The 24141-nt window shown below is 41.0% G+C and carries 15 protein-coding genes, 2 pseudogenes and 1 other annotated feature; of the genes and pseudogenes, 3 read left to right on the top strand and 14 right to left on the bottom strand.

Annotation, left to right across the window (positions count from 1 at the left end):
* Nucleotides 1–462: 462 nt before the first annotated feature.
* Nucleotides 463–679: a binding site (T-box leader), on the top strand.
* A gap of 63 nt (nt 680–742) precedes the next feature.
* Nucleotides 743–1732, top strand: a complete 990-nt coding sequence (trpS, locus tag MKZ25_RS03695) for a tryptophan--tRNA ligase (protein ID WP_340800195.1) — start codon at nt 743–745, stop codon at nt 1730–1732.
* Here trpS and MKZ25_RS03690 read toward each other — a convergent pair.
* The 3 genes from MKZ25_RS03690 to MKZ25_RS03680 all read right to left on the bottom strand — a co-directional run bounded on the left by MKZ25_RS03690 (nt 1686) and on the right by MKZ25_RS03680 (nt 4312).
* A complete protein-coding gene (locus tag MKZ25_RS03690; protein WP_079524771.1) occupies nt 1686–1904 on the bottom strand; it encodes a hypothetical protein in 219 nt (72 codons plus the stop codon). The genes trpS and MKZ25_RS03690 overlap by 47 nt on opposite strands.
* A 76-nt stretch (nt 1905–1980) precedes the next feature.
* Complete coding sequence (gene fabF, locus MKZ25_RS03685; protein ID WP_340800194.1) at nt 1981–3222, bottom strand: beta-ketoacyl-ACP synthase II; 1242 nt, start codon at nt 3220–3222, stop codon at nt 1981–1983.
* A 154-nt stretch (nt 3223–3376) separates the two neighbouring features.
* Nucleotides 3377–4312: a beta-ketoacyl-ACP synthase III gene (locus tag MKZ25_RS03680; protein ID WP_340800193.1), complete on the bottom strand. Its 936-nt coding sequence runs from the start codon at nt 4310–4312 to the stop codon at nt 3377–3379.
* A 454-nt stretch (nt 4313–4766) separates the two neighbouring features.
* On the opposite strand from MKZ25_RS03680, the gene MKZ25_RS03675 reads away from it, so the two are divergent.
* Nucleotides 4767–4964 carry a YjzD family protein gene (locus MKZ25_RS03675; RefSeq protein ID WP_008403579.1) on the top strand — a complete coding sequence of 66 codons (198 nt, stop codon included), beginning with the start codon at nt 4767–4769 and terminating at the stop codon, nt 4962–4964.
* A gap of 307 nt (nt 4965–5271) precedes the next feature.
* Here the strand turns inward: MKZ25_RS03675 and MKZ25_RS03670 are convergent, their stop codons facing one another.
* The 3 genes from MKZ25_RS03670 to MKZ25_RS03660 form a co-directional block, all read right to left on the bottom strand.
* Nucleotides 5272–7401, bottom strand: coding sequence for an ATP-dependent Clp protease ATP-binding subunit (locus MKZ25_RS03670; RefSeq protein ID WP_340800192.1), 2130 nt, complete (start codon nt 7399–7401; stop codon nt 5272–5274).
* Nucleotides 7402–7575: 174 nt separating this feature from the next.
* Entirely contained in the window at nt 7576–7884 is a 309-nt protein-coding gene (locus MKZ25_RS03665) for a metal-sulfur cluster assembly factor (protein WP_039966323.1), read from the bottom strand.
* Nucleotides 7885–7945: 61 nt separating this feature from the next.
* Nucleotides 7946–8710 (bottom strand): prolyl oligopeptidase family serine peptidase, encoded by a 765-nt coding sequence (locus MKZ25_RS03660; RefSeq protein WP_340800191.1) that lies wholly within the window; start codon nt 8708–8710, stop codon nt 7946–7948.
* A 102-nt stretch (nt 8711–8812) separates the two neighbouring features.
* On the opposite strand from MKZ25_RS03660, the gene MKZ25_RS03655 reads away from it, so the two are divergent.
* Nucleotides 8813–9619, top strand: a complete 807-nt coding sequence (locus tag MKZ25_RS03655) for a Cof-type HAD-IIB family hydrolase (RefSeq protein WP_340800190.1) — start codon at nt 8813–8815, stop codon at nt 9617–9619.
* Between the two features lie 58 nt (nt 9620–9677).
* Here the strand turns inward: MKZ25_RS03655 and MKZ25_RS03650 are convergent, their stop codons facing one another.
* The 8 genes and pseudogenes from MKZ25_RS03650 to addB form a co-directional block, all read right to left on the bottom strand.
* Nucleotides 9678–11123, bottom strand: coding sequence for an alpha-amylase family glycosyl hydrolase (locus tag MKZ25_RS03650; protein ID WP_340800189.1), 1446 nt, complete (start codon nt 11121–11123; stop codon nt 9678–9680).
* Nucleotides 11124–11392: 269 nt separating this feature from the next.
* Nucleotides 11393–11761, bottom strand: coding sequence for a YisL family protein (locus tag MKZ25_RS03645; RefSeq protein WP_340800188.1), 369 nt, complete (start codon nt 11759–11761; stop codon nt 11393–11395).
* 203 nt (nt 11762–11964) lie between these two features.
* The gene (locus MKZ25_RS03640; RefSeq protein ID WP_340800187.1) at nt 11965–12867 is read right to left on the bottom strand and encodes a fumarylacetoacetate hydrolase family protein; all 903 of its coding nucleotides are present in this window, start codon (nt 12865–12867) and stop codon (nt 11965–11967) included.
* Nucleotides 12868–13002: 135 nt separating this feature from the next.
* A complete protein-coding gene (locus MKZ25_RS03635; protein ID WP_340800186.1) occupies nt 13003–14181 on the bottom strand; it encodes a DUF418 domain-containing protein in 1179 nt (392 codons plus the stop codon).
* Nucleotides 14182–14192: 11 nt separating this feature from the next.
* A pseudogene (gene addA, locus MKZ25_RS03630) lies at nt 14193–16532 on the bottom strand (helicase-exonuclease AddAB subunit AddA); the annotation flags it as partial.
* A 124-nt stretch (nt 16533–16656) separates the two neighbouring features.
* Nucleotides 16657–18471, bottom strand: coding sequence for a group II intron reverse transcriptase/maturase (gene ltrA, locus MKZ25_RS03625; RefSeq protein WP_340800185.1), 1815 nt, complete (start codon nt 18469–18471; stop codon nt 16657–16659).
* 600 nt (nt 18472–19071) lie between these two features.
* Nucleotides 19072–20439, bottom strand: a pseudogene (locus tag MKZ25_RS03620) (UvrD-helicase domain-containing protein); the annotation flags it as partial.
* Nucleotides 20414–24055 (bottom strand): helicase-exonuclease AddAB subunit AddB, encoded by a 3642-nt coding sequence (gene addB, locus MKZ25_RS03615; protein WP_340800181.1) that lies wholly within the window; start codon nt 24053–24055, stop codon nt 20414–20416. The pseudogene MKZ25_RS03620 and the gene addB, both read right to left, overlap by 26 nt.
* Nucleotides 24056–24141: the final 86 nt, after the last annotated feature.

Below are 24141 nucleotides of genomic sequence, written 5' to 3'. Positions count from 1 at the left end.
CTCACTTCCTCTCTAATTGATTTCAATTCAATTGCTAAATATTGCTTCCTGAAAACATGAAGCACAAATGTATAAGTAAAACTTAATTTAGAATTAATTTAATTTAAGATTCTGTTACCATTATACATGAATATCCCATGTTTGAATATACAATGTCAACAAATAATTCAACTCACGCAATAAATTTTATTACCTATTTCTCTCTAATAAGCGCACTTTCTATATTTTTATGCCATAACAAAATTTACCCGTAAAATACTGAATCAAAACGTAATGTTTTTACATAATTTTTTCTCATTTATCAAATAGTAATTGAGAAACATTCAGATAATACTATGATATTTCCTTAAATATAATTATCTATTTACTACTATTTCCATTTCCACTTCGTTTTATTCCTTTTTCTTTAAATAAAACGATTGCTTTCTTTAGATTATTTACGTTATAATCCTTTCAAGATTATGAAAAACGATGACGAAGAGTAGTACATTTAATGAGAATGCCTAGAGAGTCTGTGGTTGGTGCAAACAGACCATTCGTTAAATGGAATGGACTTCCGAGTTAGCTTGATGAACGTTTCTATTAGTAGTCCAGCTCGTCGCCTTCACGTTACGAAGTAAAGTGGCCAATTAAGGCAAGCTGGGTGGTACCGCGGATTTCAACATCATTCGTCCCTTCTATTTTCGAATAGAGGACGCATGATGTTTTTTTATTTTCATTTGATTTTAAGGAGGAGCACCCAATGAAAACAATCTTTTCAGGTGTACAACCAACAGGAACTATTACTTTAGGGAACTATATTGGAGCGATTAAACAATTCCCTGCTCTACAAGAAAACAATAACGCCATTTATTGCATCGTGGATCAGCATGCAATCACTGTTCCACAGGATCGCCTGGAGCTGCGTAAAAATATCCGCTCATTGGCAGCAATGTATATTGCATGTGGCATTGACCCGAAAACATCTATTTTATTTATTCAGTCGGAAGTCCCTGCACATGCACAAGCCGGATGGATGCTGCAATGTGTCGCTTCTATCGGCGAATTGGAGCGTATGACACAGTTCAAAGACAAATCAACAGGTAAAGAATCCGTTTCTGCCGCACTATTAACATACCCGCCGTTAATGGCTGCCGATATTCTTCTGTATAATACAGACATCGTACCAGTAGGCGAAGACCAGAAGCAGCATATTGAATTAACGCGCGATTTAGCCGAGCGTTTCAATAAACGCTACAATGATGTCCTAACAATCCCTGATATTCAATTGCCGAAAGAAGGCGCTCGTATCAAGTCATTGCAGGAGCCGACGAAAAAAATGTCAAAATCCGATACGAACTCAAAAGCGACGATCCGCCTGCTTGATACAGCAAAAGAAATTGAAAAGAAAATTAAATCTGCCGTAACAGATTCTGAGGGAATCGTTAAATTTGATATTGAAAACAAACCAGGTGTATCTAACTTGCTTATTATTGAATCTGCCTTATCCGGAACAGCGATCGCAGATTTGGAAGCAAAGTATGAAGGCAAAGGCTATGGTGATTTTAAAGCTGGAGTAGCGCAGACTGTTATTGACCACTTAACACCAATTCAAGAACGCTATTATGCACTGATTGACTCACCGGAGCTTGATGAAATTTTGGATGAGGGTGCAGTAAAAGCGAATGCCATTGCCTCTAAAACACTCAAGAAAATGGAGAACGCGATGGGCTTAGGCCGTAAACGACGCTAATCATCCCGCCAATAGCAACAAGCAGCATATAAAGCTCTGCTCCATGTACAATGTACATTAATACAGCATGCCATGAATAACCGAGCGTGCGGTAGTTCAAGTATAAAATCATATTACTGATCGACATGACACTGAGCCCATAAAAAAATAAAAAAAGTACGAAACGTGTCACAAAACACCATCCTTCGTACAACTATACGAAAAACGAACGTGCGATAGAAGAAGCACGTTCGTTTTTTGTCATTTTATTAATCTGTAATTTTTTTAAACAATAAACAAGCATTATGACCGCCGAAACCAAGTGAATTGCTTAACGCATATTCAACTTCTGCTTTTCGTGCGGCATTTGGCACATAATCCAAATCACATTCCGGATCCGGTTCGTCTAGATTCATTGTCGGCGGCAAAATACCTTCCTTCAATGCAAGCACCGTAAAGATCGCCTCAATACCGCCTGCTGCACCTAGTAAATGGCCTGTCATACTTTTTGTCGAGCTCATCGCCAATTTATGGGCATGGTCACCAAAAACAGTTTTGACCGCCTGTGTTTCAAATAAGTCATTATATGGTGTACTCGTACCGTGTGCGTTAATATAACCAACGCGGTCAGGCGATACTTGTGCATCATCGATTGCCATTTGCATCGCACGTGCTGCACCTTCACCATTTGGAGCCGGTGCTGTAATATGATGGGCATCCCCTGTTGAGCCATAGCCCACAACTTCACCGTAAATTTTCGCACCGCGCGCTTTTGCATGTTCATACTCTTCCAAAATTAAAATCCCTGCGCCCTCGCCAATAACGAAGCCGTCACGGTTTTTATCGAATGGACGTGATGCAGTTGCCTTGTCCGGATTTAACGATAAAGCCGTGTTTGCACAGAAGCCAGCTACCGCCATAGTTACGATTGGCGCCTCCGCTCCACCGGTAATCATCACATCCGCATCTCCGCGTGCAATTACTTTAAACGCGTCACCAATTGAGTTAGTTCCTGATGCACAAGCCGTTACAGAACAAGAGTTTACCCCTTTTGCACCAAGGTAAATCGATACTTGTCCAGAAGCCATATCCGGAATCATCATCGGTACGAAGAATGGACTTACACGGCGAACACCGCGCTCCTGGAATGTTAGAAACTGCTGTTCATGTGTTTCCATTCCGCCGATTCCAGAACCGATCCACACACCTACGCGCGGTGCCATTTCTTCGGTAATTGTCAAGTCTGCATCCTTTGCAGCCATCATTGAAGCAGCAATCGCATAATGGGTAAAACGGTCCATTTTACGCGCTTCTTTCTTTTCGATATATTCTTCTATGTTAAAATCTCTAACTTCAGCCGCTACAGATACCGGAAATTTGCTTACATCTACACGTGTTAATGGTCCAATACCAGACTTGCCTGCAATTACATTTTCCCATGCTTGCTCTGCACTGTTTCCTACTGGCGTTACTGCACCGATTCCTGTAACAACAACTCTTCTTTTCTCCATTATTTAACACCCTTTTCTAAGTTAAGTTCTTTTCCTATATAAAAGTTGATTTTCATTTCGGTCGGGGTAATACGATGTTGGCCATGAATGCGTTGTCACAGATCGTAACGGTTTTCAGCATTCGTTCCAGCTCCCCATATTCCAATCAACGTTCTTATTTACCCCACTTTACTGCGAGTGCTCCCCATGTAAGCCCTCCGCCGAAACCGACTAAAACAACAATATCATCATCTTTGATCTTCCCTGACTCCAAATCTTCAACGATTGAAATACCGATTGAAGCAGCAGATGTATTGCCGTATTTCTGGATTGTTTTCGACATTTTTTCCTCCGGTAGGTCAAGACGTTCTCTTGCGGCTTCCATAATGCGGATGTTTGCCTGATGCGGCACTAAATAATCGACATCTTCCTTCGTCAGGCCTGCCTTTTCGAGCACACTTACAGCCGACTCGCCCATTTGACGAACCGCAAATTTAAATACTTCGCGGCCATTCATCTCAATATGGTTTTCAGGATTTAAATAAAGATGCTTACCGCCTGTTCCGTCAGCACCAAGTTCGAACGCCAGAATCCCGCGCCCTTCCGAAACTTTACCGAGAACAGCTGCACTTGCACCATCTCCGAAAAGAACAGCAGTGTTGCGGTCATCCCAATCCACAATTTTCGACAGTTTTTCAACACCTACTACTAATATATATTCATAGCTATTACTCTCAATAAATTGTTTTGCAATCGCCGTTCCATAAATAAATCCCGAACATGCAGCGGAAACATCCATCGCGCCACATCCCGATATTCCTAGTCTTTCTTGAATTTGACACGCTACACTCGGGAAATTCTGATCCTGTGTAACTGTCGCAACAACAATTAAACCGATTTGATCTGGCGTAATACCTGCATTTTCAATCGCTTGCACTGCTGCTTTATATGCTAAATCCGATGTTTCTTCATTCTCGGCGATAAAACGGTTTTCAATTCCTGTACGAGAACGAATCCACTCATCTGATGTATCTAATACTTTTTCAAAATCTTTATTTGCTATAGCTTTTTCCGGAACATATTTCCCCATCCCTATAATACCGGCATTCATATAATAGCCCCCTTGTTTTTCATCACTCAAAAAATATAACTAATTATTAGTAGTTGGTACTAATTATAGAGCATAATTATTTTGAACACAATTAAAATTTCTGGAAAACGAGGGATTGGGAATTATAATTGTTTTTTTTACGAAAAAAATGGCTATGCTATTTGGTAAAACATCTTCATGAAATTAAATGGCATATGAAGTTTTCCAGTTCGTTTCTTACATTTAATGTTAAACAGCAAATGGACAAAATCGTTCAAATATTAGACATACAGCTTCCAGCTAATTTTCACGTTTTCCTTGTTAATTCCTACTTAAAAAAGCAATAAAAACAAGCATTTATGACAACTTGAAGAATAATTTGATTCGCCCTTTTAATTTCATGAACGCTTGTGGTATGATATTGAAGATGTAATTTCACAATAACGTTATAAATAAGTTCAATGAGGTGAATTTGATGCAATATATCATTACGTTCTTTTGGTCATTCTTATTAGTTTCAATGCTAAACTATGTAGTAAGTTCTGTATTAAGTGTAGATTTTAACTTCATGAATGGCGTAATCGTATCATTAGTATTCAGCGTATTAGTTATTATTATCGCTGCAATCATTCCAAACGAATCAACTCCAGAAGCAGAAGCAGAGCATCACTAATAGATAACAAGGGGCTGTCCGGTAAAACTACTGGACAGCCCCTTGTTATTTACGCCTAGTTTGACTGGGCGCTGATTTTATTAGAAAACTTCCATACAATATTAGAAGTTTTATATTTCATATTAGAATAGTCGACACGTTTATTTGAACAGTTGCACCTCTTATTAAAACAACTGACATTTATATTAGAACTTCCGGCTTTTAGTAGAACTTTTCATTTTTATTAGAACTTTATTCATCCTTATTAGAACATTTACACGCCAAACAAAAAAGCTTGTACGCATTCATGTACAAGCTTTTTTCATACTTAATTTGATTTTATGACTAACTCTTCATTTTCCAGTGCAATCGATAAACTTCCGCCTGCTGTTACTTCTCCTTTTAACAGCTCACGGGCAACAATCGTTTCCAAATGGCGTTGAACGAAGCGTTTAAGCGGTCGTGCACCAAACTGCGGGTCAATCCCGTGCTTCACAATCCAATCTACAACTTCTGCGTCCACAGACAACGTAATTTCCTGCTCCGCTACCCGATCCTGAAGCTGCTTTACATATTTCCGGGCAATCTTATGGAAGTGCTCGTTCGATAGTGCGTGGAACATAATTATATCGTCCATCCGGTTTAACAGCTCCGGCTTAAAATGCTGGCGCAATGCCGCTTGGACAAGCTGTTCCGCTTCTTCAGATGCTTCCAGTAAAAACTGCGAGCCGATATTCGATGTCAAGATGATGACGGTATTCGTAAAGTTGACGATCCGTCCCTGACTATCTGTAATGCGGCCATCATCAAGTACTTGCAGTAAAATATTCGCGACATCCGGATGTGCCTTTTCGATTTCATCCAGCAATACAACGGAATACGGGTTACGACGAACCGCTTCTGTCAGCTGACCGCCCTCTTCATAACCAATATATCCTGGAGGAGCTCCGACAAGCCGCGATACAGAATGTTTCTCCATATACTCGCTCATATCAATACGGATGAAATGGTCTTCTGAATCAAATAATTGTGCAGCCAATGCTTTTGCCAATTCCGTTTTCCCTACACCTGTTGGACCGAGGAACAGGAAGCTTCCGATCGGCTTATTCGGATCCTTAATACCGGAACGCGCACGCCAGACTGCTTCCGTTACATATGTTACCGCATCGTCCTGACCGACTACCCGTTCATGCAGTGTATCTTTTAAACGGAGCAGTTTTTCGCGTTCACCTTCAACAAGCTTCGTTACCGGAATCCCTGTCCATCGTGAAATAATTTTAGCAATTTCATCTTCAGTTACTTCTTCACGCAGCATGCGGTTACCTTCCGACTGTTTCAACTGCTGCTCCAGCTCGGCAATTTCCTTTTCAAGCTGTGGTATTTTACTGTATTGAAGCTCACTTGCCCTTGCTAAATTACTGCCTGAAATAAATAAGTCATCGCGCTCGGCTTCCATTTTTTTCAGCTCATCTTTTTTATCACGAACAATTTGCAGGCCGTTTTTCTCGAGTTCCCACTGTTCTTTCATTGACTTGATTGATACTTCCAATGAATCAATTTCGTCTGTAATTATTTCAAGACGTTTTTTGCTTGCCTCATCTTTTTCTTTTTTCAGTGCCTGCTGTTCAATTTTCAGCTGAGTGAGGCGGCGCGTTAACTGATCCAGTTCCTGTGGCATTGAATCGATTTCAATGCGGATCATGGCACATGCCTCATCGACCAGATCAATCGCCTTATCCGGTAAAAATCGGTCTGTAATATAGCGGTTCGCCAACTGTGCCGCTGCAATAATTGCGCGGTCATGAATGCGGACACCACGGTGATGTTCCTCAAAACGATCTTTTATTCCGCGTAAAATGGAGACCGTATCTTCAATAGAAGGTTCTCGTACCATTACTTGCTGGAAGCGGCGTTCCAATGCAGGATCTTTTTCAATATACATGCGGTATTCATCCAATGTTGTTGCACCGATACAATGCAGTTCACCACGCGCAAGCATTGGCTTCAGCATATTTCCAGCGTCCATTGCCCCGTCCGTTTTCCCTGCACCGACAATTGTATGGATCTCATCGATGAATAAAATAATGCGCCCCTCTGACTCTTTCACCTGTTTTAATACTGATTTCAGCCGCTCTTCAAACTGTCCGCGATAGGATGCTCCTGCGATTAGTGCACTCATGTCCAGTTCATAAAGCTCCGCATCTTTTAATCCTTCCGGTACATCCCGTCTTACGATACGCTGTGCCAGCCCTTCGACAATCGCTGTTTTACCAACACCCGGTTCACCAATGAGCACCGGATTGTTTTTGGTTTTACGTGACAGAATACGAATGACGTTCCGAATTTCTTCATCTCGTCCAATAACCGGATCCATCTTACCGTTTTTTACTTGTTCGATTAAGTTACGTCCAAATTGTTCTAATGGCGGACGATTATCTTGTGTTTGGTTAAATTGCATAGAGTACACCCTTTCAATTAGTTTGACCTTTATTGATTAATTTTATTATAAGTCAAAGTTGGTCAAACAACAAATAATTACGCCCCGTTTCCTCCCCAAAAAGTACCTAAAAAAAAACGATCACTTTGCCTATACGCAAAATGACCGAATCTTAATTCATTTATTTACTTATTATTAACGAATACCTAATGCCATTTTTGCATAGCGGGACATATTGTCTTTAGACCATGCCGGTTGCCATACGATATCCACTTTTACTTCTTTTACTTCCGGTAATTCGCTAAGTGCCGTTGTAACTTGGTCAACGATAACCGGAGCAAGCGGACAACCCATTGATGTTAGTGTCATTGTAACGATTGCTAAGCCCTCGTCTGTTAAATCCACTTCATATACTAAACCTAAGTTGACGATATCAATGCCTAACTCAGGGTCGATTACGTTCTCCAATGCACCTAACATACTTTCTTTCATATCGTGATCAATTGCCATTTTAAATTTCCCCTTTCGCCATGGTGTTATTGTTAATCATAGCAGAACGTATGCTTTATGCCAAACAATGCGCCATAAATTGCGTGACTTGCAAAATCCCGTTTCTCGATACGGCATGCCCTGCTTTTCGTTCTGCCAGATAAGTAATATGTTTTGCTTTTTTTTCTTTTTCCAGTTGTTCAACATAATCTCGGCTCATATGATAAGGAACGACCGTATCGCGCTCCCCATGCCAGAAAATAATTGGTTTGTTTGCCCATAATTCCTCATGCTGCTCCATATCGAATTTTTGCAGCATTTGAAGCAAGCCTGTCTGCTGTTCATCAGACAGCGGAAATGATATACCTTTTTGCTTTAAATCCTCTACTTGATGGAGAGCCAGTTTTGTATAACTTGTCGTTCCCATGCAAATACCTGCCGTTTCAATCCATGGGTAGATCGCTAAACAGCCAGATGTGACGATTCCGCCCATTGAAGTTCCGGCAATCCCAACTTTAGTGCCCGCCAAGTTTTTCAGCTTCAATTCTTCATAAATAGTATGTACTTCTTCCACTGACTTCAATACAATTTTCCAGAAGTTGAAGTTCATCTGGTCTTCCGTCAATTGATTCGATCGTTCACCATGCATTAATGCATCCGGTAGTATAACGCGTACACCTTGCTGCACAAACTGATAAGCATAATGCAGATTATGTTCCTTTGCGCTTAAAAAACCATGAAGAAAAATAACGACCGGTGTTTTCTCATCCATCGTTTCATCATATACATGCAGTAATGGAATGGACTTCCATTGTTCTTTATCTACTATCAAATTTCTCACCTCTTTGTTTACATTAGCAAAAATTGGTCTATGTTTCAAAATTTTGACGAATGCTATTTTTGCACGTTACAATTATACCCAGGCTAAAGGAGGCTTACTCTCATGAATGAACATTTAATAGTATTAGATTTAGACGGCACTTTATTGACGGACGAGAAAAAGATTTCTGCGCTGACAAAGGAAACTTTGTTGAAAGCAAAAGAAGCCGGTCATCAGGTGATGATTGCGACAGGACGTCCGTACCGTGCGAGTCAGCTTTATTATCAGGAGCTGAGTTTAACAACTCCGATTGTCAATTTCAACGGAGCCCTCATCCACCATCCTAAAAATCCGATGTGGAAAACGATTCATACAACAGTCGATTTAAGTGTAGTCCATGATGTTGTAGAATCTGTTCATAAATATGAATACGACAACTTAATCGCCGAAGTAATGGATGATGTATATCTCCATCGTGAAGATGAAGGCGTGCTTCAGTTGCTGCATATGGGCAACCCCAATATTTTAACAGGCGATCTGAAAAATACATTAAAAGAAGACCCGACAAGTTTGCTTATTCAAGCAGATGATGTCAATACACCGATTATCCGCAAACATTTACAGGATGTTCATGCTGAGCTGATCGAGCATCGACGTTGGGGAGCACCTTTCCCGATTATCGAAATTGTCCATAAAGGGTTAAGTAAAGCTGTAGGCATCGACTATATTGCAAAGGAAATGGGCATTCCGCGCGACCGTATCATTGCATTTGGCGATGAGGACAATGACTTGGAAATGATTGAATACGCAGGCGTTGGCGTTGCGATGAGTAACGGTATAGACGATTTGAAATCAATTGCCAATGAAATTACACTATCGAACAATGAAGACGGCATCGGGAAATTTCTGCAGGACCGATTAAAACTGTAATAAACTATAAAAGCCTGGAAAAGCATGTTGTCTGCTTCTCCAGGCTTTTTATCTAGTGTTATAAATTCTCGGCACGGCGCTTTTTACCGCGTTTCATAATAACAATCATAAATGCTGTGTATAGTACAACGACTAATCCAAGTGCAACAATGTAAGATGTGTTAATACCACGCGCTTCTATCACTTGGTATACTTCCACCATTTCACGGTCCAAAATAATCGCATAGTTGCCGTCCTTGTTTTCACGGATGATTTCACTGTTGAACATCCCGCGAACTTCTTTTCCCTCACCTAGCTCAGCGACCGGAATATGCACACGTTTTGTTTTACTACTATTATTAATGACAACAATCCATGTTTCCTCATCGGATTTGCGTTCAAATACAATATAGCCGTCTTCATTTTCTAGCCATTTAAATTCCCCGTTGCGCAATGTATCGGAATCATTTCGTAATGACTGGAGCTTTCCGACATAATCGGCTAATTCCGAGTCTGTTTTAAAATTGTAGTACTGGTGCGCTTCAACACCCGCTTCCCCATTCATCGCAATTTCAGATCCATATTGTACGATCGGCACACCAGGAAGTAAAAACGTGCTCGCAATGGAAATTTTACTGCGTGTCGGCGGATACATGCCTTCCTCTGTTGCCGCCAATGTAAAGCGGTCCGACCAGATTGTATCGGTCATTGATAATACCGGAGTTCCTGTAAGCATTTCCTCGATATGAGGCTCCAGTACTGCCGTATTTAAATCGACATTTTTGAATGCATTCGTGAAGTTGGAAGCAGTATCACTGTAAAACTTCGCATCAAAGTCCGCATCACTTTCCGCATTCGCAATAACATAGGCACCCGCTGCTTTTAACTGCTCGATAAAGCGATTTAGAAAAGCAGTATCGGCTTGTTCAATATTTGTCAGACGAACCCCGCCCAGTTTATATGTATTCACAAATTGTACAGCATTGTTGATCAGCTCATCCTGTACTTCTGCATTCGTTAAGTCCCACTGTGTTTTCCCATCGTTTTCAGATGCCACAAATCCTTCTTTTTCAGCAAGTTCATGGTTTGGACTTACATTGGAAATCGGGAAATCAATCATCATTTTGATGTCGCGTTTTTGATAAGCCTCGACCATTTTTTTAAATTCGTCCGCTGTACCAAAACGGTGGTCAAACATGGTATAGCTTGTTGGCATCGACCCATCATATTTCTCAGTCTCAAATACAGAGCCAATCGACAGCATCGTATAGCCCATATTTGTCACATAATCGATTTTCTTCAGCAACCCATTGAAATCCCCGCCAGCAAACATTGTCGGGTCCTGTGTATTTACTGTATCATCATCATTTTTACCGGTACCATTAAAGAAACGGTCCACTAAAACATCATATATACTTTCATCTGCAATCGTACGCTCTTCCGCATTTGCAACAGCAGCAACTGACAATGAAGTCGAAAGCAGCACACCCGCAGCCAATGTACGAAACCATTTATTAAATCCCATTCATTTCCCCCACTTTCAAATACAGTCCAACGTCATTTTACCAAAAAAGATATAAACGTAGCTAGCTTAAATAGTTATTTATAGGAAATTCAACAAATACGTGACAGAAATGTGTATAGAGGGTTTGATATAATTAGGAATTGACGACGCGGTGTCTTTTACATAGAAGGGTTCAAGGGAGATCTTGAAAGGGACTTCTGAGATTATAGAATTCAAATAAAAAAGCGTGTAAAAAGCCACCTCCGCTTTTTACACGCTCCAATCTTTAATTAGAAGTTTACACCGATACCCATGCTTAAGCCTAAGTATAATGTGATTAATAGAACGATACCAAATAGTACCCAGAACATATTGACAGATTTGCCTTTGCTTTTGCGTACTAATACCATTTCCATAAAGCCGATTACTAAGATACCAAATAATACTTTCATATCATAGTTCATGCCGCTTTCAGAAATTTTGTCACGCCATTCAAGGAATAAAGACAATCCTGTAACGATTACTAAAATATACATTAAACGTAAAATCATGTGTACTGCTTTCAGCTTTTTACCGGATAATGCAACGATAAAGAATAATATTAATGCTATTACCCAAGTCGTAATGTGCATATGTGTCGTACTAGTTAAGAAATCCACGAATTTTCCACCTCTTCTATTTTTTCTCTACAGGCAATATCCTACCATGTAAAGCCCTATTAATTCAATTGAATCTTCCATGTTCAATGAGTTGTCATAAAAAAGATAAACTTTGAGGCAAAAAAGCAGTAGATTTCCCTTATACCGGAAATCTACTGCCTATTAATACCGGAAACTAGCAATCCGCGGGAAAAATGAACATATTAAGCAAATCGGTTTGCTAAAGTTCCGATTCCTTCAATTGCAATTTTCACTTCATCGCCTGCTTTTAAAAATTGCGGCGGGTTCATTCCTTTTCCGACTCCGGCCGGCGTACCTGTTAAAATAACATCGCCCGGCTCTAATGTTACATATTTTGAAACGATCTCAATAATTTCGGAAACAGAGAACAGCATATCTTTTGTTGATCCATTTTGGCGTACTTCACCATTTACTTTCGTCACAATTGATAATGTATGCGGATCAGGAATCTCATCTTTCGTTACTAAATACGGCCCCATTGGACAGCTGCCTTCCAAGCTTTTGCCTAGGAAGAACTGTTTATGCTTTTCCTGTGCATCACGGGCTGTAAGATCATTGGCAATTGTATAACCGAATACATAGTCAAAAGCCATTGCTTTCGGAACATTTTTTCCGCGCTTGCCGATTACGACAGCTAACTCCCCTTCATAATCAAGGGAATCTGTCACATCTGCATGCACAGGTAATGTCGATTCATCCGAAGCAATTGCAGTTGGCGACTTCGTGAAGACAACGATATGTTCCGGTGCCTTTTCTGCACCCATTTCACGGGCATGATCACTGTAATTTTTACCAACACATAAAATATTTTTCGGTGTACGAGGAACTGGCGACAGCCATTCAATATCGGAATAGGCCAGCTTAAACTGAGCTCCATCTTCATGATTTTGAGCTGCCTCTACTAATTTACGAACTTGCTCAACAAATTCGTAGCCATGTGCAATCCCGTCAATAATTGTTTTCGGAAAGTCTTTTAGTACATTAAGTTGGTTTTGGATTTCGATTACATCCCAAACTGCCTCTTCTTTTTTCACTTTTGGACCAAACTTTACTTGTTCGTTTACTTTAAATGATAACAATTTCATAACGTGGAGCACTCCTTCTGTTTTTTTACATCATACATTAAAATATAAACAATTGCCTTACTTTTCTGACAAAAAGGGACTTAATTCGTAAAACTAAGCGTTCGGTGCATAAAATTTTACTCACGTATTCTTTGTTCACGCTTTACGTTCTGCAGGTTTACCGTAAGTAAATCTTTTCAGCAATGCTTCAATCGGTCCTTGTTTATATTTCGAGAAATAGATTTCCGCAAATAATACTTGGATGATGAAAATTCCGACAGCCAAGTAAATTCCCATTTGCACATCGACTTTTCCGTATAAACCAAAGCCCCAATTGTAGAACAAGATCGTACAAATAACAGACTGCATCAGATAGAGTGTAAGAGACATACGGCCAGCCTTCGCGATCGGCGATAACAGTTTTATAATGAACGGCAATTGTGTCAGCAATGTGATGACTGCCATATAGCCAATCGCAAGTAGCGGTCCGCCGATATAAACTTGCAAGTATTCATTGCCGAATGTCTGGTCACCGGCTATCGGCAAGCTCTTCATATAAAGTCCGCCACCAATACCGGCTACAGCCAAAATAATCCAGACAACGATCTTTTCTTTTGCCCGTTCGATCAGACGCCATTTCGCAAGTGCAGCGCCAAACAGCATATAAGGTAATATCGTAAATAAAGATGAAATCCACATCATGACACTCATCTGAATCGACAAATCGTCCAGACGCTGCATAAATGCATCCATCCAGTTCCCGATACCGTATGCTGTTAAGGCACTTTGAATTGCTTCAATATCGACAGAAAAACTATCCGTTGACGCATTAAAAAAACCTGCCGCTGCATATAAACTTAAATTAAAACCATGATACAAAGCATTTACCGCAACCGCCACAAGCAGGAGCCATTTTGCCTTCATCCGAATTAGCGCGATTAAAAAGACTCCGCAAAATGCGTACGTAGCCAAAATATCGCCCCACCAAATGACAATTGCATGAAACATCCCAATGCAAAATAACAAAAATAGACGCTTCGGCGCAAACCGGTAAAAATCTGCGCCCGTCTCTTTTGCTTTTACATACTGCATCGCTAATCCATACCCGAACAGCATAGAAAATAACGGATAGAAGCTGCTTTGCACATAAATATCCAAAAGCTGCTGGAGTACAATATCCTGCACTTCATTAAACCAGCTGCTTAAATCCGCTATATGCGGCATCGGTAAATAAAACCCGAACATATTCACCAATAAAATGCCGAGTAAACTTACCCCGCGTAATATATCCAGTGTTGCAACACGCTCGTTCGTACCTACTGGGCGAAATTCCACCGTTCATCCCCCTAATCTATTTTCACTTCTTGTCCAATACTGTATAAATATAAAATGCGTTCATTTATTTCAATACGCTTAATTGATTGGACAGCATGCTGATAATAGTTTAATTGAATTTGATACGACTTTGTCATTTTTTGTTTAATTTTCTCAAAATCGCCTAGTACATACTGTTCGATATAATCCGTTTTATAATCTAGAAGTACCCAGTTACCATGTTCATCTTCAAAAATACAGTCGATAACACCCTGTACAATTTGAGCATCCCCTTCCTGATCTTTCAAACTAAGTGTAAACGGTTCTTCTCTTAGTACTTGCTTCGCCTTTTTAAAACGCTCACCGACTTCCGTTTGGAAAAAGGCAAAAACTTTTTCCGCTGATACGGCATCCGCTTCAATTTGCTGTAACAGCTTACGATCTGCAAGCGATTGAATATAACTTTCCGTCTCTTCAAGCGATGTAAACCCTTGCTGCGGGATATGCTGCATCACCGCATGGACAGCTGTACCGACTTCGGTTGCCGAAAGCTTGCGTTCTTTTTTCCCTTTCAGCATAAAGCTTGGTACATCGGTTTTTACATAGCGCTTCGCTTCCATATTGTAAAGCTGCTCGTCTTCCATTCGCTGCAAACTTTCGAGACGTTTTTGCTCCGATACAGATGTCTTTGATTTCTTCGTAACCGAATTTGCATATGGATACGGTGTCGTAAAGCGTTTCGTCAGCAGCTGAACCAGATCTTCATTCACTGCTTGTTCAACCACTTCAGGCTCCTCCGTTTCCGCTTCATTGGCAAGCAGGTAGTCATAGTTTGGAATGATGCGTACCGTCCATTCTTTCGTTGTTGCCGCTTCAATCGAATAGCCGTAATTGGCAAACATGAAATCATTATGACGGGCAACAGCAGGACCGACCCAGCTTAAATAGCTGTTCGCTTTGGAACGAATGTATGCAGGGAGCACCGTATCCTCCAGTTCCTGATAAAATGCCCATTCTTCCTTCTGCTTTTCCCAATCTTTAATCGAGCCGACTAAAATGAGGCGTTCTTTTGCACGTGTCATCGCTACGTATAGGACGCGCATTTCTTCTGCCTTCATTTTCGCAAGCTTTTTCTCTTTCACATATAAATGCGGTAAAGAAGTCGAAATGATATTTAAATCCGGATTGACCGATTTTATCGCCAAACCGAAATCCTGATCGAAAATATAGCGGCTGCCTAGGTCTTTCGTATTGAATGTCCGGCTCATCCCCGCTACAAATACGACTGGATATTCCAATCCTTTAGATTTGTGGATTGTGAGTAACGTGACAACATCATCTGCTTCACTTGTTGATTTCGCAATTCCTAAATCATCTCCACGTGAACTCATCCGGTCGATAAATCGAAGGAAGCGGAACAATCCGCGGAATGATGATTTTTCATAGCTTAATGCACGGTCATGAAGTGCCCGTAAGTTTGCCTGGCGCTGCTTGCCGTTCGCCATCGCTCCGACCATTTCGTAATAATTCGTATCTAAATACACTTGCCATATTAAATCGGCCAATGCCCCGTGCCGTGAGAATTGGCGCCATTTCTGATGCATCGTAAAGAATTTATCAATCTTAGCCTCTGTTTCGATTGGCATGTCACCCGCTGCATCTTCTTTATACTGCTTTAATGCTTCATAAAAAGGTACTTTTCCGTTAATTAAGCGGATTTTCGCCAGTTCGTTTTCCGTTAATCCGATAAACGGTGCTCGCAATACTGAAGCAAGCGGAATATCCTGATACGGATTGTCGATAACTTTTAATGTGTTGATCATAATCATTACTTCTAGTGATTCAAAATAACCGCCATCCGTTTCGGCATAGAGAGGCAGACCTGCCAATTTGAATTCCTCTGCAAATGTCGTATACCATGTGCGAGAACGCATCAATACGACAATATCGCGGTAGCTGACAGGGCGCATCGATTTCGTTTTCGGATTGTACACTTGTCCACCATGTTCGACTAAATCACGGATGCGCTGAATAATGTAACGCGCTTCCTGCTGTGCCGCGCTAATACTCTCTTCCTCGGAACCATCTTCGCTTCCCGGAATGATTTGCGCTTTTGAATCACCTTCCAGTAAAACTAATTCAATCGGCACTTGCTGCTCATCATAGCTCGCCCCGAACTTAAGTTTTGCCTGTTCATCGTATGCAATTTCGCCTACTTCTTCATCCATTATTTGTTCAAATACATAGTTCGTACCTTCCAGCACTTCCGAGCGACTGCGGAAATTGGCATTCAGGTCAATTTTCATTCCTGTGCCTGACGGGTCTTCTTCAAACCGCTTATATTTATCAAGGAATAGGCGCGGTTCTGCAAGACGGAATGCGTAGTAGAGTAGGAACCCAGCGCCTTGCTACATTGCTGCAGCAGGTTTCCGGAGAACCCCTCCCCGAACCGTACGTACTCCTCTCAGAGTATACGGCTCTCCACTTATAACAAATCTATCTTTGTTTATGAATTTCTTTATGACATTTTATACATACAACAAGTGTTTTACGTTGCTTTGCGAGCATTGTCCATTCCCAGTATTCCTTGCCTTTTAAGTTCTTAATTTTATTCACATGGTGAATTTCGAACTTTGTATCTGGGTGGTTGTCTCCACATAATTCGCATTGTTTTGCACTAAGTCGTTTTTCTAAATCATTTCTGCCTTGATATACATACAAATTTGGTAGTTGGTCCATTTCTGATTGGAAGATTTCCTTCTTCTTTTCAAAACCATCTTTATAGAAATAGGCTATTCTTTCACCTTGCTTTGTTTCATACTTTACTCCCCAGTACTTGCCTTGCTTAAACTTAACCTTCATTTTCGAAACTGTGGATTTGTATTTATTCGCAAGTGTTTTCAGACAGCTATACTCCATTACATAACGCAGTTGCCACATTTTTCGATTTACATTTTCAGCTAAAGCGTAATAATTATAAATGCCTCGTAGTTCCGCGTTATATGTTTCAATGATTTCTAAATCAGATAAACCGACAAGTCTTGGTCGATGCAGCATATCCCATTGCTTCGCATCAATATCTTTGACCATTTCATTTTTCACAATTACCTTTTCAATCGTTCCTTTAGGAATCCGTAATTGTACATATCCTCTATATTTACGTTTTACTACACCGTTTTTGTCCTTTGCCATGCTTAAATCTTGGCTAATCGAAATATCGTAGCTTAGAAATCTTGCAAACTTTGTACTATGTGTAATCAGTGTTTTCTCTACCGATAACTCCAATTGTAAATAGTCTTTCAAGAAGTCTTTCATCGCTTGTTTTAAGCGCTCACAGTCTTCTTTACTCCCATTTACACCGACTATAAAATCATCTGCATAACGCACATATTCCATTGCTTTATACGTATCGGTATTTGGTTCATAGTACGGTAAATTAAGCAATATTTTCTTATTTGCCTTGTATTCTTCAATCATTTGTTGTCGTAAACTTTCATCTTCTGTTGCATTAATCTTTTTATGCAAACGTTGATTTCGCATATCATATTTTCGATATTCGGTATTACGTTTACGCTTTTTTGGTTCACCTAAATCAAATGAAGGTTTTAATTCATTTTCGACGTATTCATCAAATTCATTTAAATAAATATTTGCGAGTAACGGGCTAATTATACCACCTTTTGGAGTTCCGCTATACGTTTTCTGGAATCGCCAATCTTCAACGAAACCTGCTTTTAAAAACTTCCATATCAGACGAATAAATTTTTCATCTTTAATTCTTTTACGCAAAATATTAATGAGTACTTGATGGTTAATATTATCGAAAAATCCTTTTATATCACCTTCGATGAACCAGTTGACACCAGTAAAGGTTTTCTTAATTTCGACTAACGCTGTATGACAACTTCTTTTTGGTCTAAAACCATGAGAATGATTTGAAAATTTAGGCTCATAGATTGCTTCTATAATCATACGACATACTTCTTGTACTAAACGGTCTGTAAATGTAGGGATACCTAGTGGTCTTGTATCACCAGTTTTCTCTGGGATATGAATACGACGTACTGGTTTTGGTTGATAACTTTCATCTTTTAGCGACTCAATAATTGTTTGAATCTTTTCTTCCCCAAACCCGTCTGCCGTTTCTTCGTCGATACCTTTTGTTGCACTACCTTTGTTTTTGTATATCTTTGTATAGGCTTTTATATAAAAATCTTCGTTGTATAAATGTCTGTACAAACGGTCAAATTCAAACCCGTCCTTCATTGCTTGTTTCGATAGATTGTATAAGACAATTTCTGAACTTTGCATAGAGCATTTCGCTCCTTTCTTTATTGTTTTATACGTTATAAGCTGCTCCCCTTCGCCATGTAATAGGCTTTCCCTATCTCGGACTACTACGGGAGCTCCGTTACCATATTGGATATTCAGTACCTCTGTACATAGCCTTTTGGCGTTCCAACTTAGGTAATCCCCATTTAGTATATTGTATACAGGCTCGATTCATTGTCGGAAGGAACGTTCATCCTTTTCTTCAATCTTGAAGTGTGTCTATTCTTTATAAATCAGAAACTAGACTCATGCCTCAATCTATAGCACTCGTCCATGTTCAGTCGCAAGCATCTAATACGCTGAACAGAATAGATTCCAGGCTTCAAACGGTTTCCTGGATGGTTTCAACATGACCCCACTTGGACTGTTCTTCAAGCAGTTTAGCCTTCTTCCTCATATGAATCTTTTCTATCTCGCCATTCAGTCGTAACCTTTCCGTTTAGGCTAACTTATGACTTTAACCGACATGCTACACTCCCTCTTTGGTTTCCCGCCAAGATAAGTCGGCTGATATATAAACCGTTTCTGTAGTTTATTCACCGCCAAATGGTGAAATATACAATACCCTTATGGGCGCACAATCGACTGTTTCACATCGCCGACCATAAACATATTCCCGTCCTGCTCACCGCCATTTTTCACAAGCTGCAAAATTGTTTCCTGCAAGAAATTGACATCCTGATACTCATCAACAAGCACTTCTTTGAAACGCTTCTGGAAATTCAATGCCACATCGGATGGCTGTGGTGGTGTCGACCTGCTTTCTTCATCTGTCAAAATTTCCAATGCATAATGCTCCAAATCCGAAAAATCAAGCAGGCCGCGCTCTTGCTTCGCCTTTTTAAACGCTTCACTGTATTCGATCGTCAGTTTTACGAGCGTTTCCAAAATAGGTTTCGTCGCCGCCATTTCCTGAACATACAGCTTCGGATGACGTGCAAAAAATGTTTCCTTCAAATCCGTCAACATTTCTTTTGCTGTATCACGATGATTTTTCGCTACCGCATAATATTGCTTATCTTCCTCAGTATCCTTTTTCGTCAACGGCTTGATCCGTCCGAACTCAACAGCGGGAATTAGCTCATATGCCTGTTCCCATGTGCTTTCTTTCATCGCTTCAAGTACATGCTTAACCCCAGTATATTCTGCTTCAAACAATGGCTTGTTTTTCTCTAAAGCAGGTGTAACGGATACAATTTGCAAGCCTTTTTCAAGACGTGTGGCAATTTCTTTCAGGCTTCCTATAATAAACGGACGAACTTCCTTTGCGATAACCAGCTCATCGATCGGACTTTCCGGATCAATATCGTATTTCTCCGGCAATGCACGCAGCCATTCATACGGGTTTGGCTGAACACGGGATACTTTATACATTTCCTGCAGCAACAGTTCAATCGCCTGGTCACTGCGGTCAGATGCAAAGCTGTCGACCAATGTGTAAAGCTCCTCTTTCGTGAACAAAGTTTCCATATCGCCCCGGTATGCCTTTTCAAGCACATCCATCAGTACATCATCCTGCAATAACGAAGCCTCCTCTGTACTTGCCAGACGGAAACCCGGGTCCAGGTCAATCGTGTATGCATATTCACGGCAAATCGACAGACAGAATGAATGCAGCGTTGAGATTTGCGCTTTGTTCAATAAACTTAACTGACGGCGCAGAAAATGGTTGCCCGGATTTTGGGCAAGTTCCTTTTCAAGCGCTTCTGCCATCCGGTTGCGCATTTCCGCAGCCGAGGCATTTGTAAACGTTACGACGAGCAGCTCATCCACATCAATTCGCTTGTCTTCAGGCGCTAAAATCTTTTGGATCAGTCGCTCGATCAATACCGCCGTTTTTCCTGAACCGGCCGCTGCCGATACTAATATGTCATGACCGGATGCATAGATGGCTTTCCACTGCACATCTGTCCATTGAACATCACTCGGCTTCGCTGGAATTGTCATCTGCACATACCACCTTTTTAATGTTTTCAAATACTTCCTGTTCCGGCTGTTTCTTGATTTCGTTGTAGCTGTTGCCTGTTTCCGACTGGTCGAACTGGCAGACCGATTTAAAGCTGCAATACGTACAAGCTTTTTGATTGCCTAAGCTGTACGGCTTAATTTCCGTATTACCGCGGTAAATTTCATTGCCCGCCTGGCGGAATTTATAGTGCACAAATTCCTGCAGGTTTTCCATCTGCTCCTGCTCGATCACTTTTGAGGAACGGCTGTTAAATTCCGGATTCTCTCCGCTTTTAAACGCTGCCGGTACGATAATCGATGTTTTACTCGGCTCGAGTGACTTATCCATCAGTTGCGCCACTTCCACATCTTTTACCATATAGCCGCTTAACTTGAACTTCTCCTGACGCAAACTTTCCACGCGGTCATACTGCTCATAGTCCTCTGTCGGAATGAGCGGATTGTGCACATGCAGATAGAACATCCCGGCTGCCTGGACAATAATATTTTCCAGCTCCGATAAGTCCTGGATGAACTTACCTTCACGTGCGATGATCGGGATATTTTTCATTGCTACATCTAAATATGTCAGCAGCTGCAGCGAAATTCCGTTATAAACTTCGGTAAAGTCAAGCTTGCGTCCGCTAGATTTATAGTCAATTACACGCAAATACAGGTTTTCCGCATCTTTATACGCATCGATTCGGTCAATTTGCCCGCGCACATACATTTTGCGGTCATGTTCCAGATCGATTTTCAGTGCTTCCAGCGGATTGCGGTCATCCTGTTCCGTATTTTTGTCGTCGCGCTTCCCGAACGGTTTTTCATGGGCAATCGCTTTAAACTTCGACAGCTCACTTTGATTAATAAGTGCATAAATTGTACGTGCCACGATTTTCACAAGTTTCGTTTTAATGTATTCAAAGCGGTGACTGCTTTTTAAAATGCTGTACGAAAAATAATCCGCCAGTTTTGAAATCGTTTCATCCGCCTTTTTATAGCACGCTGCATATGTCGTAAGCGGGATCGATGGCTCTTTCTCGGATAGAATCGTCCGGATTGCCTCATGGAAAAGATCGCCCATCGCGAATGTTTCCAGCTTGAATTCCGTACGCTCCTGCAGTTTCAGCCCATAGGATACAAAATGTGAGTACGGACAGCTGTAGAAGCGTTCAATACGAGATACACTTGCCAAAAAGTCTTCTCCATACAATGCCGTCGCTACTTCTTCGGTTAGCGGTTCTGCTTCATTCGTCGTATATAACGGTTTTTCCACGACGTTCAGCACATCTTTCCAGTTCTGTTCCCGTTCATAAAATGCTTTTAATGCCGCCCATTCTTCGGTTAGCGGACGTCCCTCATGCTGAGCCTGCTTCAGCTGGGTCATCAAAAAGCCGATTGCCGGTGACGGATGCTGTAAATAATTGAGCACATTATCGTGTTGAAGCTCATCAAGCGGGTCCATCACGATTTGCCGATGCGGCAGTGTGCGAATTGTTTTTTCCTCGGGGGTGCCACGGTTTTCGGTAATTTCGAACATATTGTGCAGGCGGTTAATATAAAGCGATGGAAGCTTACTTTTACTTTCCTCGTCTGCATTGGCATACGTAATATATAAATATTGAGTCGATGAAGAAATCGCCCGGTAAAACAGGAAACTTTCCTGCAGAAGTCTGCTTTTTATACCCGGTGCCAATTCCACATCGATTTTCTCAAATGTTTCACGCTCGTCATCAGATAGCAGTCCTCCCGCTTCCATACGCATCGGGTATACCCCGTCATTAACACCGATTACGAAAATTGCCTTTTTATTGTCAAAACGCGCAAACTCGACTGTCGAAACGGTCACTTCATCCAATGTCGGCGGCACACTTGCAAACTCCAGTGTTTCAAAGCCTTCATCCAAAATTTGTGCAACTTGTTCCAACGGCATAATTTTATCGCCGAACATCAGGTCAAACTGCTCCAAAATATGAATCCAGCCATTCCAAGCCTGTTCATGCTCCAATGACTGATGAAGTGAATCGGCCTGCTCTTCCTGCTCCTGCATTTTCAGCAGTTTCTTATAAATATCAAGCTGCTCCATAAACTCATACAGTGCCACTACAATTTCACGGCCTGTTTTTTTACCTTTCAACCGGTTCTGCAATGCCAGTACCGGCTCCCGGATTAAGTCACGTACCGATTTTAAAAGCTGCTCGTGCTCCAGCTCATCTTCTGTCTGAATCGCATTTACTTTTTCAAGTGATTTAAAACGGCGATAATGCCATACTTCATCTTTCATCCAGCGGTCATGAACAATGCCCTTTGCAATGACGAAATTCTCCAAAATATCCGCTCTGTCCCGCATTGCGACTAAATTCGCTCCATAGGGGAAAAACAGATCTGTTTTAATGCTTCTGAAAACCGGCTCGTATTTCCAGTTTGTCGTAATAATCTCCATTACGGATCGACTAAATTCGATCAGCGGATGATAAAGCATCGCCCGCTTCTCATTTGAGAAAAACGGAATTTCGTATTGGGTAAAGGTCGTGCCGATAATCGCATCATATACATCTGCCTGGCGGTACATGATCCCGATGTCTTTATAGCGCAGCCCCTTTTCCAGAACAAGCTGTTTAATTTCCTGGGCAATACCTTGCACTTCTGCACGCGGGTTTACACCTTCCAATATTTTCGTATGTCCCGTTGATTCGACAGGTGTATCCGTAATTTTGTCGAACCGATGTTCAATATGCAGCAAGTCCCGATTTGTCGCACGGTAGTTTACTTCTAAATGAACACGCGGCTCCTCTTCAATATCAATCCCTCGTTCGAATCGCAGTTTTTGCAACTCATTCTTTATTTTGTCATATGTCATTGCTGCTCTGTAAAACACGGAACCTTCCAGTAAATCCATTTGCGGGTCTTCCATTGGGAAAACAATTGTGACACGTTTTGCATAAATAAGAAGCTCTTTTAAAATGGCAAATTCCTGTCCATTAAAAGATACAAACCCATCCAAATAAATGTGGGTATTGCGCAAGCTTTCCATTTTCGGTATACGCTCAATTAAAAGCGGGAAATAGCCGTCGCCATCGATATATTCCGTCCCGATGCGCTCATGCAGCTGCTTTAAAATAATGTTCAGATCATGCAGCTTATGCAACAGTACTTCACTTGCACCATTTAATCTTAATGATTCGATCAGCGGGTCGATTGTTTCCACATCGATATGATATTGACTGAATTCCTTTAGAATTTGCTCGACTTCTTTCGTAAAACCGGGTTTACCTGCAGCGCGTTTAAATAACAGGAACTCTTCCTGATGTTCTTCCAAAATACGTCGCAACAGCATGCGGTAACCTGTGCCATCAATCCGTTCGTGGGCGATACCGCCTTCATTTTGCAGTACAAACCAGGCCAGTCGTTTGAATGTCATAACCTGCGCACGCATCATTCCTTCAATGTCATAATTCGTTGTTAGCTCATATTCCGTTGTAAACGACATTTGGTCAGGAACTAATATAAAAATTGGATGTCCAAATATATTTGTTTTTAAATCATCGACAATTTCACGGTGAATCAATGTTGTTTTTCCCGTGCCTGCCCGTCCTGATATGACTCGTAACGTCACAAATCCCACCTCACTTCTATTTCTTTCTTCTATTATAATATAAGAATGCATGTTCGCGCATTAATTGCAACCATACAAAAAAGCCC

The organism is Solibacillus sp. FSL W7-1464, assembly GCF_038004425.1.
Classification (GTDB): Bacteria; Bacillota; Bacilli; order Bacillales_A; family Planococcaceae; genus Solibacillus.
Note: the sequence above shows the minus strand (reverse complement) of the source record. Positions and strands in the feature narration are given on the sequence as shown.